Source organism: Streptomyces sp. NPDC042259, assembly GCF_055582085.1.
On record NZ_JBVJDW010000003.1, the window covers coordinates 406,296 to 422,506 of the forward strand.

Genomic DNA, 16,211 nt, shown 5'->3' on the forward strand with positions numbered 1-16,211 from the left:
GAGTTTCCCCATGCCTGAGCCGACCGAATTCCCCCCGCCCACCCGTCGGGCCGCCGCGGCCGGATACATCGCCTGCGCCTCCGCGACGCTGGGATTCATTCCCCTGCACATGATCTGGGCGTTCGGCTCGTCGCTCTGGACGAACGAGGAGAGGTTCCGGGAGTGGTACGCGGAGGGCGGCGCGGCCTATCTGCACACCCTCAACGGCATGGCCCTGCTGTCGGGGATCTTCGCACTCAGCCTGGTCCGCCCGTGGGGCACGGTCTTCCCGCGCTGGGTGCCGCTCCTGGCCGGGCGGCGCGTCCCGCGCTGGCCGGTGGTGGTGACCGCCGGAATCCTGTCGGTGTTCCTGTTCCTGTACACGCTCTGGGCGATCTACGCGACGTTCCACTCCGACACCTCAAAGGCCATCTTCAGCCCGTGGATCGTCGCCTACGGCATTCCGCAGTTCCTGCTCTGGAGCGTCGGCCTGATGGTGGCCGGCTGGTCCTACTACCGGCGTACCGCGCCGGCCCGGAACCGGTAATTGGCACCTTCCTGTCAACATACCGCTGACCACCATTCCGCTTGGATATCTCTGAGGATTGACCCGTCGGACCAAGCGGATTGCGTGGTTGACCCAATGCACAAGACTTTGCATACCGGTTCCGGAAACCGGCTGCCCTCCCTCACCGGCATCAGATTCCCGGCGCTCTTCATGGTGTTCCTGGCCCACCTCTCGATCGCCGTCCCCTTCGCCGATCCGGACGTGGACGAGAGGTACGCCCATTACTTAGGGGGAATCGGGAAGGTCGGGCTGTCCTTCTTCTTCGTCCTCAGCGGCTTCATCCTCGCCTGGTCGCCGCGCGCCGGCGCCTCGCCCGTGCTCTTCTGGCGCCGGCGGCTCGCCAAGCTGGTGCCCCTGCACTGGGTGACGTACGGGGTGGCCATGGTGGTGTTCGCCCACGAGGCGGTCACCGGCAAGGCGGCGGTCATGAACTTCCTCATGGTGCACGCCTGGTCGCCGGATCCCGATGTCTTCGGCAGCGTCAACGCCCCGAGCTGGTCACTGACCTGCCTGGTCTTCTTCTACCTGCTGTTCCCCGCGCTCTACCGGGGAGCGGCCCGCATCGCACCGCGGCACCTGTGGTGGAGCGCCGCCGCGGTCGTGGCACTGATCGTCGCCGTACCGGCCGTGGTGCGGGCGCAGGTTCCCGCCGACATCGCCATGGCCCCGCAGTCCCCCGCCTCGTCCGTGCGCGCGTTCTGGCTCGTCGACCTGTTTCCGGTGACCCGGCTGCTGGACTTCGTGCTGGGCATCCTGATGGCGCGCATCGTGCGGACCGGCCGGTGGATCGGGGTCGGCCCGCTGCCGCTCGCGGGACTGCTGGTGGCCGCCTACGCGGCGTCCATGGCGGTGCCCGCGGAGTACCGGCTCGTCGCCATGACGATCGTCCCGCTGGCGCTGTTCGTCTCCTCGCTGGCCGCCGCCGACGCCCGGGGACGGAAGACCGTTCTCGCGACCCGGCCCGTGCAGTGGCTGGGTGATCTCTCCTATGCCTTCATCCTCATCCACTGGCCGGTGATGATGTTCTTCTTCGACGCCTTCGGCAGGGAACGTCTCTACTCGGTTCCCTTCGCCCTCGGTGTGATCGCGCTCGACCTGGTGGTCAGTGTCGTCCTCGCCTGGCTGCTGACCATCGGCGTGGAGAAGCCGTTCGTGCGGTTGCTGGCCAGGCCGCGCACGGCCGCCGCCCCGGCCGCCGACGCCGGGAGCCGGCCCGTCCCCGCCGCCACCCCCGCCCCGGTGGAGGCGGGCCGGTAGAGCGCGGGCTTCCCGCGTAGGACGAAAGGGGGGCGGTGGCTGATCGCCACCGCCCCCCTTTCATGTCTTGATCAGAATCCCCACTCCTCCGACAGCAGGTCCAGGTCCTTCTGGCTGAGGTTCACCAACGGCAGGTCGGAGGGGGTGAACCCGCCGGCGTCGGGTGCCTCCGCGTGGGTGACGAGGGCGCCGAGGGCCCGGAACCAGTTCTCGGCGAGTTCCCGGACGTCGTCGTCGGTGAACAGTTCCCCGGGCCAGGACCACGTGGCCATGAGCCGCGGACCGTCGGCCTGGTCCCGGGTGACGGCGTTCAGCTCCAGCGCGTGACCGCACGGCATGTCCGCGTCGTGCCCGTCCCCGAGGTCCACGTCGGAGCGCACGGCCCAGTCCGCCACTTCACCGCCCTGGGCGCCGTCCGTCATGTCGATGCGGCCCAGGTAGTTGAAGCTCAGCTGCGGTGCCGGAAGGGCGGACAGCGCCTCTCCGGCGTCCTCGTGGAGGTATCGCAGCAGCCCGTAGCCGATGCCGTGGTCGGGTATCGCGCGCAGTTGCTCCTTGACTTCCTTCAGGGCCCGGCCGAGCGCGGGGCCGCCCGACCAGATCTCGGGCCAGTCGGCGTCGGCGATCCCCGGGTCCAGCCGGACCGGGTACATGCTGGTGAACCAGCCGACCGTGCGGGAGACGTCGAGGCCCTCCGCGATCTCCTCCCGGCCGTGTCCCTCCAGGTCGAGCAGGACGCAGTCACCGGCCGGCCGGCCCCGGCGCCAGTCGGCGACCGCGAGGGCGAAGCCCGTCAGCAGCACGTCGTTGATGCCGGCGTGGTAGATGGCGGGCAGCCGGGTCAGCAGGGGCTCGGTGAGTTCGACGGGCAGGGTGAGGGTGAGCCGGTGCGTCCGGGCGGCGGTGTCCCGCGCCGGGTCCAGCGCCCGTGCCCCCAGCGGGGGTTCCGGCGTCTGGAGCATGCTCGTCCACAGCGGGAGTTCCGCGAGCCGCCGGGGCTGTCGGGCCTCCTCGGTGAGGTGCTCCGCCCAGCGCCGGAAGGAGGTGCCCACGGTCCCCAGGTCCGCCGGGCGCCCCTCGGCCGCGGAGCGGTAGAACTCGGGGAGTTCCGGGACGAGGATGCGCCAGGAGATCCCGTCGACGACGAGGTGGTGCACCATCAGCAGCAGATGCCCCGCGGCGTCGGTGCCCCCGTCGAACCACACGGCCTGCACCATGACGCCGGCCTCGGGGTCCAGCCGCCGCCGGGCGGCGTCCGCCTCGGCGGTGATGTCGGTCTCCGCCGCGTCGACACGCCGGAAGACACGGTCCGCCCGGACGCTGCCGCGCGGCCCGACCGTGAGGTTCCACGCCTCGGTGTCGGTGCGGCCCAGCCGGGCGCGCAGCATGTCGTGCCGGTCCAGCAGGGAAGCGAGCGCCGCGGACAGGGCGTCCGCGCGGCAGCCGGCGGGGGTCCGCAGCAGCATGGACTGGTGGAAACCGTCGACCGGGCCGCCGAGTTCGCCCAGCCAGCGGGTGATGGGCGTGAGCGGCACGGGGCCGATGCCGGCGTCCGGGTCCTCCTCGGCGGTTCCGGCGACTTCCTCGGCCACCGCCGCGAGGGCGGCGGGGGTCTGGTGCTGGAAGACGTCGCGGGTCTTGAGCAGCAGGCCCGCCCGGTGGGCGCGGCTGACCAGCTGGATGGAGATGATGCTGTCGCCGCCGAGTTCGAAGAAGTTGTCGTCGATGCCGACCCGCTCCAGGCCCAGCAGCTCCGCGACGATCGCGCAGATCGTCTCCTCCCGGGCGTCGCGCGGGCCCCGGTCACCGGCCCGGCTCGCGAAGTCGGGGGCGGGCAGGGCCTTGCGGTCCAGCTTCCCGTTGGCCGTCAGCGGCAGGGCGTCGAGGGTGACGAACGCGGCGGGCACCATGTACTCCGGCAGCGTCACGCCGATGTGCTCGCGCAGCGCCTCCGGCTCGGCCGCCTCTCCGGCGGGGACGACGTACGCGACCAGACGCTTGGTGCCGCGTGCGTCCTCCCGGTCGACGACCGCGACCTGGGCGACCGACGCGTGGGCGCCGAGAACGTCCTCGATCTCCGGCAGCTCGATGCGGAAGCCACGGATCTTCACCTGCGAGTCGACGCGTCCGAGGAACTGGACCTGCCCGTCGGTGGTCCAGCGGGCCAGGTCGCCGGTGCGGTACAGCCGGCTTCCGGGGGCGCCGAACGGGTCGGCGACGAACCGCTCGGCGGTCGCGCCGGGCCGGCCGAGATAGCCGCGGGCGAGGCCCGTGCCCGCGATGTACAACTCGCCGGGCACCCCCGGCGGTACCGGGCCCAGGGAGGGGTCGAGGAGGTGGATCCGCATGGAGTCCAGCGCCCGGCCGATCGGCACGGACCTCGGGACGTCGGCTTCGGGGGTCATGGGGAAGCGGGTGGCGAACGTGGTGGTCTCCGTCGGCCCGTAGGCATCGACCACCGTCAGCCCGGGGCACGCCTCGCGCACCCGGCGCACCGCGTCCGCCGGGACGACGTCACCGCCGACCCACACCTCGCGCAGCCCGTTCAGACAGCCCGGGTCGTCCTCCGCGAAGAGCCGGAACAGCGCGGACGTGATGAACAGCGCGGTGACCCCGTGCCGGGGGATGACGTCCCTCAGCACGGCGGCGCTCAGATCACCTACGGGGGCGAGCACCGCCCGGCCGCCGGACAGCAGCGGCGCCCACAGTTCGTAGGTGGAGGCGTCGAAGGCCTGCGGGGAGTGCACCAGGACCCGTTCGTGTCCCTCGGCGAACGCGCTGTCGCCCGCCAGCGCCACCACACCGCCGTGCGTGACCGCGACACCCTTCGGCTTGCCCGTCGAGCCGGAGGTGTACATCACGTACGCGCTGGTGTCGGGTGTCACCACACCGCCGCGTTCGTCATCGGTCACGTCAGCGTCGGACAGGCCGGTGAGCCGGGTGTCGAGTGCGGGGTCGTCGAGGACGAGCAGTCGGGCGGCCTCCGGCAGCAGGGGGCGCAGTGCGGTGGCGTTGGCGGTGTCGGTGATCAGGAGGCCGGGACGGGCGTCGTGGAGGATGTGGGTGAGGCGTTCGGCCGGGTAGTCCGGGTCGACCGGTACGTAGCCCGCTCCGGCCTTCACCACGGCGAGGAGGGCTGTGACCATGTCCGTCGAACGCGGCAGGGCCAGTCCCACCAACCGCTCGGGGCCCGCCCCGTGCGCGAGGAGATGCCGGGCCAGCCGGTTCGCCCGGGCGTTCAGCCGCGCGTACGGGACCACCTCGTCGTCCTGGACCACCGCGACCGCGTCGGGGGTACGGGCCGCCTGCGCCTCGAACAACTCCGGCAGGGTCCGGGCGGACGGGGTGTAGTCCGTCGGATTCCACTCGGTCAGGACGCGCTCCCGCTCGCCCGGCGCCAGGAGGTCGAGCCGAGCCGGCACCAGATCCGGTTCGGCGGCCACCGACGTCAGTAGCCGCTCCAGCCGCCCGGCCAGCTGCTCGACCGTGGCACGGTCGAAGAGATCGGTGGCGAATTCGAGGCCGCCCTCGATGCCCGCGGGTGAACCGTCGGCGGAGAAGACCTCACCGAGCTGGAAGGACAGGTCGAACTTCGCCGTGTCGATGTCCACCGGCAGCGGAGCCGCCGACACATCACCCAACCGCATCGTGGGAGCCGGGGTGTTCTGCATCGACAGCATGATCTGGAAGAGGGGGTGCCGGGCCAGCGAGCGGACGGGGTTGAGGTCGTCGACCAACCGCTCGAACGGCACGTCCTGGTGGGCGTACGCGGCCAGGTCCGTGTCCCGCACGCGCTCGAGAAGTTCACGGAACGTGGGGCTGCCGGAGAGGTCGGTGCGCAGGACGAGGGTGTTGACGAAGAAGCCGACGAGGTCGTCGAGTGCTTCGTCGGTACGTCCCGCGATGGCACTGCCGATCGGCACGTCCTCCACACCGCTGAGCTTGCCCAGCAGTGCCGCGATCGCGGCCCGCATCACCATGAAGACGGTGGCACCCGACTCGCGGGCCACATCCGTCAGGCTCCGATGCAGCTCGGGGCCGAAACGGAGTGGCACGGTCCCACCGTGGTAGCTCATCCGGGCGGGCCGCGGACGGTCGACCGGGAGCGGCAGCTCCTCCGGCAGGTCGGCGAGGGCCGCACGCCAGAAGGCGAGCTGGGCGGCGATGGGGCTGTCCGGGTCGTTCTCGTCACCGAGTACGTCGCGCTGCCAGAGGGTGTAGTCGGCGTACTGGACCGGCAGCGGCTGCCAGTCCGGGGCCGAACCGGTGGTGCGCGCGGCGTACGCGGTGGACAGGTCCCGGGACAGCGGTGCGTTGGACCAGCCGTCGCCGGCGATGTGATGGACGACGAGCAGCAGGACGGAGTCGGTGGGGCTCATCACGAACAACTGGGCGCGCAGCGGCGGTTCGACCGACAGGTCGTAGTCGACCGAAGCGGCGCGCGAGAGCGCCGTGCCGAGGTCACTCGCGTCGACAGCGACGACGGCCAGCTCGGGGACCGCCTCCTCGGGGCGGAGGATCAGCTGCCGCGGCTGGCCGTCGGTGTCGGGGAAGACGGTCCGCAGGCTCTCGTGCCGGGCCACGACATCGGCCAGGGCCGCACGCAGCGCTTCCTTGTCCACCACACCGGACAGCCGGAGCGAGAGACCGGTGTTGTAGTTGCCACCGGAATCCTCCATGCGGTTGATGAACCACAGCCGCTGCTGCGCGGGCGACAGCGGGATATGCTCCGGCCGCTCCCTGGCGGTCAGCGCCGGGCGGGCGCCGGACGCACCGGTGAGCCGCGAGGCCAGCGCCGAGACGGTGGGGGCCTCGAAGACGGTACGGACATCGACCTCGACACCGAGTTCGGTGCGGATGCGGCTGATGAGGCGGGTGGCGAGGAGGGAGTGTCCGCCGAGGTCGAAGAAGCTGTCGTCGATGCCGAGGGTGTCGATGCCGAGGACGTCGGCGAAGAGGGTGCAGAGGGTTTCCTCGCGTGCGTCGCGGGGGGCGCGGCTGCCTGTCTGTGCGGTGAAGTCGGGGGCGGGCAGGGCCTTGCGGTCGAGCTTGCCGTTGGCGGTCAGGGGCAGTTCGGTGAGGGTGACGAACGCTGCCGGGACCATGTACTCGGGCAGGACGCCCGCGACATGGGCGCGCAGGGCATCGGTGTCGGGGCTGTCACCGGCCGGGACCACATAGGCGATCAGGCGTTCGTCGCGGACGATGACGGTGGCCTGGGCGACCGTCGGGTGTGCGGACAGCGTGGCCTGGATTTCGCCGAGTTCGATGCGGAAGCCGCGGAGTTTGATCTGGTCGTCGGCGCGGCCTTGGTATTCGAGGGTGCCGTCGGGGGTCCAGCGGGCGATGTCGCCGGTGCGGTACATGCGTGCGCCGGTGGTGCTGTAGGGGTCGGCGGTGAAGCGCTCGGCGGTCAGGCCGGGGCGGCCGGTGTAGCCGTGGGCGAGCTGAATACCCGCGAGGTACAGCTCTCCTGGGACGCCGATGGGTGCGGGGCGCAGGGCTGCGTCGAGGATGTAGGTGCGGGTGTTCCACACCGGCCGCCCGATCGGCACCGAAGCACTGGTCGTATCGGGTGTGCAGGGGTGTGCGGTGACGTCGACGGAGGCTTCGGTGGGGCCGTAGAGGTTGTGCAGCTCCACATCTGGCAGAAGCTGATGGAAGCGCTGGACGGCGTCGGCGGGCAGGGCTTCACCGGAGCAGATCACCCGGCGCAGTCCGGTGCAGTCACGGGCGCCGGGGTCGGTGAGGAAGGCTTGCAGCATGGACGGCACGAAGTGGACGGTGGTGATGTTCTCGTCCTGGATCAGGCGTGCCATGTAGGCGGGGTCCTTGTGCCCCTCGGGGCGGGCGAGGACGAGGGTGGCGCCGGTGCGGTGGGCCCAGAAGAACTCCCACACCGACACATCGAACCCGGACGGGGTCTTCTGCAGCACCCGGTCCGAAGCATCCAGACCGTAGGTGTCCTGCATCCACTCCAGACGGTTGTGGATGCCCTCATGCCCCACCACGACGCCCTTGGGGCGGCCGGTGGAGCCGGAGGTGAAGATGACATACGCCGCCGCGTTGACCGGCAGGACACGCCCGGGGGCGGTGTCGGGGTGGTCCGTCGCCGCGCCCGCTGGTGTGTCCAGCAGGAGGGCCGGTACACCGCTGTCCGGCAGCCGGTCCACCACATCCGTCGTGGTCAGCAGCAGCGCCGGCTGGGCATCCTCAAGGATCCATCCGATGCGCTCGGCCGGGTAGTCCGGGTCCACCGGCACATACGCCGCACCCGCCTTGACCACCGCGTACAGGGCGACCATCAGCTCCAGCGACCTGGGCGCGGCCACCGCGACAAAGTCACCGCCCCGAACCCCACGGGCGATCAGCTCGTGCGCCAGCCGGTTGGCGCGCACGTCCAGCTCCGCGTATGTCAGCGAAGCGTCCTCGAAGACCACCGCTGTCGCGTCCGGCGTCCGGGCCACCTGCGCCTGGAACACCTCCGGCAGGGTGCCCGCGACGACCTCACGGCCGGTCGCGTTCCACTCCTCCAGCACCAACCCACGGTCAACGGCGGACTGCACCTGCACCGCACCGATCCGCACACCGGGATCAGCCGCGACCGCCTCCAGCAACCACACCAACCCCTCGGCCAGCCGCCACGCCGAACCCTCATCGAACAGATCCCGCGCGAACTCCAACCGACCCCCGATACCGGCGGCCGAACCGTCCGGGGTGTTCTCCTCGACCAGCCGGAAGAACAGGTCGAACCTGGCGCTCCCGGTGTCCATCAGCTCGGAGTCCGTGTCCAGCCCGGCCAGTTCCAGCCGTGGCGCGTCGCCGTTCTGCACGTCGAGAGCCGTCTGGAACAGGGGGTGGCGGGCCAGCGAACGCGTCGGGTTGAGGGCCTCCACGAGGCGCTCGAAGGCCAGGTCCTGGTGCGCGTAGGCCGCGAGGTCGGTCTCCCGGACCCGGCCCAGCAGCTCCCGGAACGTCGGATCGCCCGAGGTGTCCGTACGCAGCACCAGCGTATTGACGAAGAACCCGACCAGATCGTCCAGCGCCGCGTCCGTACGCCCCGCGATCAGTGAACCGATCGGGACGTCCGTACCCGCCCCGAAGCGGGTGAGCAGCGCCGCCACGCCCGCTTGCACGAGCATGAACATGCTGGTGCCGTTCTCGGCGGCCAGTGCTCTGAGCCGTCCGTGTGTGTCCGGGGTGATCCGGAACGCGACGCGTCCCCCCTCGTACGTCGCCTTCGCCGGCCGCTGCCGGTCCGTGGGCAGGGGGATCTCCTCGGGCAGTCCGGCGAGCTTTTCGCTCCAGTAGCGCAGTTGACCGGCGAGTTCGCTGGCCGCGTCGTCGGCGTCGCCCAGTACGTCGCGCTGCCAGAGCACGTAGTCGGCGTACTGCACCGGCAGCGGCTGCCACTGTGGTGTGCCGCCCGCCAGGCGGGCGGCGTAGGCGGTGGACAGGTCGCGGGTGAAGGGGGTGACCGACCAGCCGTCGCACGCGATGTGGTGGACGACCAGTTGCAGGACGTGCTCGTCGTCGGCGAGGGTCAGCAGCCGGGCGCGGACGGGGATCTCCGTGCTCAGGTCGAAGCCGTGCCGGGCCGTTTCGGCGAGGGCGGCGGCCAGGGTGGCCGGGGTGGCCTGTGCCACGGGCAGGGCCACGGTCGCGGTGTCCGGTGCGAGGACCAGCTGCCGTGCCTCGCCGCCGAGTTCGGGGTAGACGGTGCGCAGGCTCTCGTGGCGGGCCACCACGTCGTTGAGTGCCGCTCGCAGTGCCGCGACGTCCGGCCGGCCGTGCAGGCGGATGGTCACGGCCTCGTTGTAGACGGCGTCCTGGCGGCCCAGTTTGTTGAGGAACCACAGCCGGTTCTGGGCGGCCGACAGCGGTACGACCTCGGGGCGTTCGACGGCCGTGAGGGGCCGCCGGGCGCCTCGGGTGCCGCCGAGGTGCCCGGCGAGACCGGCCACCGTGGGGGTCTCGAAGACACACCGGAGGGGGACTTCGGCATGGAACAGGGCCCGCACCCGGCTGACGATCTTGGTGATCTGGAGGGAGCGTCCGCCGAGCAGGAAGAAGTTGTCGTCGACCCCGACGTCGTCGACGCCGAGCACCTCGGCGGCGATGCGGCAGAGGGCCTCCTCCTGCGGGGTGCGCGGGCGGTCCGTGGCCGTCGCTTCGGCGGCGGGGGCCGTACCGGGTGTGCCGTCGCCGTCGGAGGCCGCGGCGAGGGCCCGACGGTGGGTCCGCAGGGCCGCTTCGGGGGCGACGAGGTCGGCGACGCGCCGGTCCGGGTCCGCAGCGGCGAGCTGCCGGAGGAAGTCCAGGAAGCCGTCCTGGTAGGTGGTGAGTTCGTCCTCGTCGTACAGCTCGGTGTTGGCGTCGCAGTCGATCTGCAGCCCGGGCTCGGTGGTGCGGTCGTAGATGAGGAACGACAGGTCGTCGACCGGGCCGGTGGCCAGGGTGCGCGGGCGGGAGCGGTGCTCGCCGAAGGACAGCTTGTGGTCGAAGAGCATGAGGTTGACGTGCGGGCCGGTCAGCCGGCGCTCGTCGGCGAGCATGCCGAGGTCCTGGCGGATGTCCTCGTAGGGGTAGCGCTGGTGGCGGGTGGCCCCGCGCAGTTCGCCCGAGACCTGGGCCAGCAGTTCGGCGACGGTGGTGCCGGGGGTGAAGGTGATCCGCAGCGGCAGGACGTTGGAGACCATGGTCGGCACGCTGAGGGCCGTACGGCCCAGCCGGTTGGACACCGGGAGCCCGAGGATCACCTCGTCCTGGCCGGTCAGCCGCTGGAGGTAGGCCGCGACCGCGCCGAACAGCACCGGGGGCCAGGAGACGCCGGCCGCGCGGCCGAGGTCGCGCAGAGCGTCGGTGTCCTGCTGGGGCAGGTGCGCGGTGCGGTGGACGAGGTTCTCCACGGTGCCGGGGCGGCGTCCGGACAGCCCGGCCGGTTCGGGGGCGCCGGCCATGTGCTCCGACCAGTACGCCCGGTCCTTCGCCCGGCGCTCGGAGGTCCGGTACGCGGTGTGTTCGGCGATCAGGTCGGCCAGTGGCGCGAACGGGCTGTCGCCGGGGGCCCGGCCCTCGGCGAGGGCCGAGTAGATCTCCGGTACGCGCTGGGCGATGACGACGACGGTGTATCCGTCGGCCAGCAGGTGGTGGTAGCGGTAGAACCAGAAGTACCGTTCGTCGGCGACCTTGAGCAGCGCGAAGCGGAACAGCGGGTCGCGCAGCGGGTCCACCGGGCGGTACAGCTCCGCCGCCATCCAGGCGCGTGCCGCGGCGCGGGGGTCGCGCTCGGCGGTGAAGTCCAGCCGGTCCGGTGACCAGGCGAAGTCCGCCGCGGGCGTGACCCGTTGGACGGGTTCGCCGTCGACGAGTGCGAACCGCACGCGCAGGGTGTCGGTCTCCTCGACGACGCGGCGCAGGGCCCGCTCCAGCAGGTCCACGTCCACGGGGCCGTCGATGTCGAGGTACTCACCGAGGTGGAAGATCGTGTTCTGTGGGTTCAGCTGCTGCGCGTACCAGATGCCGGCCTGGGCGGCGGTCAGCGGCAGCGGGACGTCCTGGTGCTCGGACACGACTAATTACCTCCACTGGAGTCGAAGCCGCCCTGGGGGCGGAAGAACGGCCCGTCCGGCGATCGAGGACGAAACGGCGGGTGGGCCGTCGGCCGGGACCGGCCGGACAGGCCCTTGGCGTCGGAAGGGGGTCAGCCCTGGCCGCCGACGAACGAAATGAACTGCGCCGCCACGGAGTTGCGGTAGAAGTCCTGGGTGGCGACGCGGGGCAGGCCGCGGTCGCGCATCTCCCGCAGGAGCCGGATCACCAGCAGGGAGTTGCCGCCGAGTTCGAAGAAGTTGTCGCCGGGCCCGACGTCGGTGCCGAGCACCCGGCTCCACAGGGCGAGGATGTCGGCGGCGAGCGGGTCCACGGAGGCGGGGGCCTGCGAGTCGTCGGCGGGCCCGGTGGCGGGGGCGGGGGTCTCCCGGGGGCCGGGCTCGGGGAGGGCGGCGGTGTCGACCTTGCCGTTGATGGTCAGCGGGATGGCCGCGACCGGGGTGAGGGTCGCGGGCATCATGTAGTCCGGCAGCACACCGCTCGCGTGGCCGAGCAGATCGGCGGGCGCGGCCCCGGTGCCGCTCAGCGCGACGTACGCGTCGATGCGGGCCGTGGCGCTGTCGCCCGGTGTCTCCTGGCGGAGCACGACCGCCGCGCCGGTGACCTCCGGGTGGGCGAGCAGGACGTTGCGGATCTCGTCGAGTTCGATGCGGTGGCCGCGGACCTTGACCTGGTTGTCCAGGCGGCCGAGGTGGTCGAGACGGCCGTCGGGGCGCAGTCGGCCGCGGTCGCCGCTGCGGTAGACACGGCCGCCTCCGTAGGGGTCCTCAAGGAACCGCTCGGACGTCAACTCGGGCTGATGCAGGTAGCCTTGGGCCACGCCCGCGCCGCCGACGTAGATCTCGCCGGGGGCCCCGGGCGGCAGCACCCGGCCCCGGGGGTCGCGCACCGACACCGACCAGCCGGGCATGGCACGGCCCACGGACCTGCCCTTGGCGGCGACGTCGGCGGGGGTGACGGTCTGCTCGGTGACGTGCACGGTGGTCTCGGTGATGCCGAACATGTTGGACAGCCGGACGCGGGTGTGGGAGTGCCGGGCGAACCAGGGGGTCAGCATGCCGACGTCCAGCGGCTCGCCGCCGAAGACGACCAGACGCAGGGCGAGGGGGGACCGTAGACGGCCGTCGGCCTCGATGAGCTGCGCGAACGCGGACGGGGTCTGGTTGAGGACGGTGACTTCGCGCTCGACGAGCAGCTCGTAGAAGAGTTCGGTGTCGCGGGTCACCCAGTAGGGCACCACGACGAGCCGGCCGCCGGTCAGCAGGCAGCCCCAGATCTCCCAGACGGAGAAGTCGAAGGCGCTGGAGTGGAAAAACGTCCACACGTCGGTGTCACCGAGGGCGAAGTCGTCTTGGGTGGCCGCGATCAGCGCGGCGACGTTGCGGTGCGGGACCGCGACGCCCTTGGGCCGGCCGGTGGATCCCGAGGTGTAGATGACGTAGGCGGCGGCCGCACCGTTCTCGGCGAGCGGCGGCAGTTCGTCACTGGTGCGGGCCGCCAGGGCGATCAGGTCGGCGGGGGCGGCCACACGGACGTCGTCGATCGCGGGGAAGGTGTCGGCGGAGCCGATGACGATCCGGGTGCCCGCGTTACCGACGGTGTAGCGCAGCCGCTCCTCGGGGTAGCGGATGTCCATGGGCACGTACACGCAGCCCGCCTTGAGCACACCGAGCAGCGTCACGATGAGTTCGGCGGTGCGGTCCAGGGCCACGCCGATGAGGTCGCCGGGGGTGGCGCCGAGTACCCGCAGGCCCCGGGCGAGGAGGTCGGCGCGCTCGTCGAGCTGCGCGTAGCTGAGGGTGGTGTCGCCGTCGACGACGGCGACGGCATCCGGCTGCCGGCGGGCGGTGTCCTCGAAGAGGCCGTGGATGGTGCCGTGCGTGGTGCCCGGACCGACGGCGGGCGTCGCCCCCGATGCGACGATCTCCAAGGCGTCGGTCCGGCTCATCAGGTCGATGTCGGCGAGGGTGCGGTCCCGGTCGGCGGTCAACTGATCGGCGACGTGGGCGACGTGGGCCGCGAAGCCACGGGCGATCTCGGGGTCGACGTCGCCCTCGTCGTAGGCGAGGACACCGTCCGTGGTGCCGTCGGCGGAGCGCCGCCAGTGCAGGACGAGGGGCAGCGCGGGGGCGAGGAACGGCCGGTGGTCGGCGCCCGGGCGCAGCTCGCCGAAGACCACGCCCACGGCCGGTACGGGGCCGGCCGCGGTGGTTTCGGTGCCGTCGGTGGCGGCCCACCGGGCCACGTACGCGCCGGCCGTGAGGGTCTCGTCGGGGGTGACGGAGCGGACGAGGGGGCCGGCGGCGTCGCTCGCCGCGTCGAAGACGGCGACCGCGGTGTCCTCCCCCGCCGAATAGCGGGCCAGGACGAGGCCCACGGCCGCGAGCAGCGTCGCCTCACAGGGGTGCGGTTCCGTGAGTTCCACCGCCACGGTGCCGGCCAGGCCCGCGCGGGACGGGTCGCCGAGGCCCCACTCCGCGGTGGGGCGCGCACCGGCGGGGCCGGCCGGCGCATCGCCGGACGGGACCCGTGGCTCGGAGCCGGTCCCCTCCAGCAGGAACGCGGCCAGTGCGCGCAGTTCCCGCTCGTTCAGCGCCGTCCGCCGGGCGACCAGCACCAGGTCGGCCGGTCCGTCGGTGTAGCGCAGCAGCACCGCGCGGACCGGGGGGCCGGAGGGGGCCAGGGGGCGTTTGGCCTCGGCTTCCCTGCGGGCCCGGGCGAGGGGGGTGCCGGAGGCGGCGGGCACGGGCTCGTGCCAGAGGTGGACGCCTGCCACGGTCGCCGGTGCGACCGGGCCGCGGGCCCGGACGGTCAGGCTGTGGCAGGACCTTGCCTGGGCGGCCGGCAGTCGGCCCGGGCCGACGGGGACGGCCACGCGGTAACGGACGGCTGTCGCCATGTGCGCAACTCCTGCGGAACGAGGTGATTCGGGGCGGGAAATCGACGGGCGCGAAGGGGCTCAGCGGGCGGTGAAGCCGCCGTCGACGGTGATCGTGCTGCCGGTCACCTGGCGCGAGTCGTCCCCGGCCAGCCAGAGCGCGGCGCCCGCGATGTCTTCGGGTTCGATGAGCCGGTTCATCGGCTGGGCCTGGACGAAGATCTGCTCGTGTTCCTCGACGGCGACGTCGAGGGAGCGGGCGATCTCGGCGAGCATGCGGCCCTCGACGAGCGGGTCGTCGCGGACCGAGCCGGGGCACAGGGCGTTGACGCGCACCCGGTGCGGCGCGTAGTCCAGTGCCGCCGCCTTGGTCAGCCCGATCAGGCCGTGCTTGGCCGCCACGTATCCGGCGAAGTGGCGGTAGCCGACGAGGCCCGCGGTGGAGGCGACATTGATGACGCTGCCTTCGTTGCGGGCGACCATGTGGGCGCTGACCGCCTTCGTCATGCGCCACGCGCCGGACAGATCGGTGTCGATCATCAGATCCCACTCGTCCTCGGTGATCTCGTGGACCGCCTTGCCCGAGGGGGCCGCGATGCCCGCGCCGTTGACCAGTACCTGCACCGAGCCGAACCGGTCGAGGGCCTGTCCGACCGCCGTCTCGCACTCCGCGGACCGGCGTACGTCGGCGGTCACCGTGAGCACGGCGGCCCCGTGGGCGCGGCAGAGGTCGGCGGTGTGCTCCAACTGGCCGTCGGAGCCGAGGGGGTAGGGCACCCCGTCGAGGTCCTGCCCGATGTCCAGCAGGACGAGGTCGGCGCCCTCCGCGGCGAAGCGGGTGGCGCAGGCCCGGCCGAGGCCGCGGGCCGCGCCCGTGATGACGGCGGTCTTGCCTTGCAGCTGCATGGTGCGGCCTTCCTCAGCCAAGGGTCCGGGTGACGGCCGCCAGCAGCGGCGCCGGGTCGTCGGCCAGGTACATGTGGCTGCCGGGGATCTCCACCAGCTCGAAGTCCGCGGCGGTCGCCGCCCGCCACTCATCGGCCTGCTCGCGGGTGACCAGCTCGTCGTCGGTACCGCGCAGCGAGGTGACGGGGATGTGCAGCGGGTCCTTGGAGACGGGCTTGTAGTCCTCGTGCATCTCGACGTCGGCGCGCAGCAGCGGCAGCAGCAGCTCCCGCATGTCGGGGTCCTCCAGCGCCTCGTGCTTGTAACCGGCGAACGACTCGACCTGGGCGAGGAAGCCGGCGTCGTCCAGTCCGGTGGCCCGGTCGCTGCGCCCGCTCCAGGGGCCGGGGGATCCGCTGACGAAGAGGTGGCAGGGGCGGCCGGTGCCGGCCCCGTCGAGGTTGCGGGCGATCTCGTAGGCGAGCACGGCGCCAAGGCTGTGGCCGAACAGGGCGATGCGGCCGTAGCGTCCGCTGATCTCGGCGACCTGCTCGGCGAGCCGTTCACCGGCCACCACGGCGTCCCGGAACGGTTCGTCGATGAAGAGTTCCTCGCGGCCGGGCAGTTGCAGCGGGACGACGGCCGGGCCGCCGGCCGGCAGGTCCTTCGGGTCTTTCCACGCCCGGTAGAAACCCGCGCCGCCGCCCGCGAAGGGCAGGCAGATCAATGCGCAATCCGCCAGGACCCCGGCGTCGTCGGCAAAGGGACCGGTAAAGGTATGGGTCGCCATCGTCAATGTCTTCCTTTTCCGGCGAAAGTACGAAGGAGGCTTCGAGCAGGCCTGGGCCCGACCCGTGCCATCCTGCGGTCGGCCGGTATTCCCGGCAATCGGGCCTGCAACAAGCTGCCATCGGCGGCTCGGGGCGGCACCGGAGGCCATGGCAGCTTGTTGCAGGGGAACTTGAGGGCATTGCCGGGCGCCGGTCATGGTGAGGAAGACGATGCCCCCGGGCGCCGGTACGGACTTCGGTC

The 16,211-nt window shown here is 72.0% G+C and carries 6 protein-coding genes; 2 read left to right on the plus strand and 4 right to left on the minus strand.

What is annotated here, in order from left to right; all coding sequences use genetic code 11:
• The first annotated feature begins 10 nt into the window (after positions 1-10).
• Positions 11-526, plus strand: a complete 516-nt coding sequence (locus tag ACZ6MA_RS10725) for a hypothetical protein (protein ID WP_469432747.1) — start codon at positions 11-13, stop codon at positions 524-526.
• A gap of 96 nt (positions 527-622) precedes the next feature.
• On the plus strand, positions 623-1,804 hold the full coding sequence (locus ACZ6MA_RS10730) for an acyltransferase family protein (protein ID WP_469432749.1): 1,182 nt from the start codon (positions 623-625) through the stop codon (positions 1,802-1,804).
• 71 nt (positions 1,805-1,875) lie between these two features.
• Here the strand turns inward: ACZ6MA_RS10730 and ACZ6MA_RS10735 are convergent, their stop codons facing one another.
• The 4 genes from ACZ6MA_RS10735 to ACZ6MA_RS10750 form a co-directional block, all read right to left on the minus strand.
• On the minus strand, positions 1,876-11,376 hold the full coding sequence (locus ACZ6MA_RS10735; RefSeq protein WP_469432751.1) for an amino acid adenylation domain-containing protein: 9,501 nt from the start codon (positions 11,374-11,376) through the stop codon (positions 1,876-1,878).
• Positions 11,377-11,507: 131 nt separating this feature from the next.
• Entirely contained in the window at positions 11,508-14,315 is a 2,808-nt protein-coding gene (locus ACZ6MA_RS10740) for an amino acid adenylation domain-containing protein (RefSeq protein ID WP_469432753.1), read from the minus strand.
• 60 nt (positions 14,316-14,375) lie between these two features.
• A complete protein-coding gene (locus ACZ6MA_RS10745; RefSeq protein WP_469432755.1) occupies positions 14,376-15,200 on the minus strand; it encodes an SDR family oxidoreductase in 825 nt (274 codons plus the stop codon).
• 13 nt (positions 15,201-15,213) lie between these two features.
• A complete protein-coding gene (locus ACZ6MA_RS10750; RefSeq protein WP_469432756.1) occupies positions 15,214-15,969 on the minus strand; it encodes a thioesterase II family protein in 756 nt (251 codons plus the stop codon).
• Positions 15,970-16,211 lie beyond the last annotated feature (242 nt).

Excerpts from the sequence above, each read along its gene's own strand:
- ACZ6MA_RS10725 (WP_469432747.1), top strand. The coding sequence starts at position 11 with ATGCCTGAGCCGACCGAATTCCCCCCGCCCACCCGTCGGGCCGCCGCG.
- ACZ6MA_RS10730 (WP_469432749.1), top strand. The coding sequence starts at position 623 with ATGCACAAGACTTTGCATACCGGTTCCGGAAACCGGCTGCCCTCCCTC.
- ACZ6MA_RS10740 (WP_469432753.1), bottom strand. The coding sequence starts at position 14,315 with ATGGCGACAGCCGTCCGTTACCGCGTGGCCGTCCCCGTCGGCCCGGGC.
- ACZ6MA_RS10745 (WP_469432755.1), bottom strand. The coding sequence starts at position 15,200 with ATGCAGCTGCAAGGCAAGACCGCCGTCATCACGGGCGCGGCCCGCGGC.
- ACZ6MA_RS10750 (WP_469432756.1), bottom strand. The coding sequence starts at position 15,969 with ATGGCGACCCATACCTTTACCGGTCCCTTTGCCGACGACGCCGGGGTC.